This window comes from Pontibacillus salicampi (assembly GCF_042434395.1).
In the GTDB taxonomy this organism is placed as follows: domain Bacteria; phylum Bacillota; class Bacilli; order Bacillales; family BH030062; genus Pontibacillus; species Pontibacillus salicampi.
Genome location: NZ_JBHLTP010000017.1, coordinates 1 through 935, shown reverse-complemented (window position 1 = coordinate 935; position 935 = coordinate 1). Strand labels below are relative to the sequence as shown.

1 rRNA gene is annotated in these 935 nt (G+C 51.9%); it reads right to left on the bottom strand.

Going from position 1 to position 935, the window contains the following annotated elements:
• Positions 1-935 (bottom strand): 23S ribosomal RNA (locus ACFFGV_RS18660); the annotation flags it as partial.

The window sequence follows — 935 nt, the reverse complement described above, 5'->3', positions numbered from 1 at the left end:
CCCCCCGTCACTCAAACGGAAAGGAGGTGGTACAGGAATATCAACCTGTTATCCATCGCCTACGCTTTTCAGCCTCGGCTTAGGTCCCGACTAACCCTGAGCGGACGAGCCTTCCTCAGGAAACCTTAGACTTACGGTGGAAGAGATTCTCACTCTTCTTTCGCTACTCATACCGGCATTCTCACTTCTAAGCGCTCCACCAGTCCTCACGGTCTGACTTCGCAGCACTTAGAACGCTCTCCTACCATTGTCCATCGGACAATCCGCAGCTTCGGCGGTACGTTTAGCCCCGGTATATTTTCGGCGCAGAGTCACTCGACCAGTGAGCTATTACGCACTCTTTAAATGATGGCTGCTTCTAAGCCAACATCCTGGTTGTCTAAGCAACTCCACATCCTTTTCCACTTAACGTACACTTGGGGGCCTTAGCTGGCGGTCTGGGCTGTTTCCCTTTCGACTATGGACCTTATCACTCACAGTCTGACTCCCAAGGATGAGTCGATGGCATTCGGAGTTTGACTGAATTCGGTAACCCGATGAGGGCCCCTAGTCCAATCAGTGCTCTACCTCCATGACTCTTACCTTGAGGCTAGCCCTAAAGCTATTTCGGAGAGAACCAGCTATCTCCGTGTTCGATTGGCATTTCACCGCTACCCACACCTCATCCCCGCACTTTTCAACGTGCGTGGGTTCGGGCCTCCAGCCAGTGTTACCTGGCCTTCACCCTGGACATGGGTAGATCACACGGTTTCGGGTCTACGACCATATACTATTTCGCCCTATTCAGACTCGCTTTCGCTGCGGCTCCGTTTCTACTACTTAACCTTGCATATGATCGTAACTCGCCGGTCCATTCTACAAAAGGTACGCCATCACCCATAAACGGGCTCTGACTACTTGTAGGCACACGGTTTCAGGTTCTATTTCACTCCCCT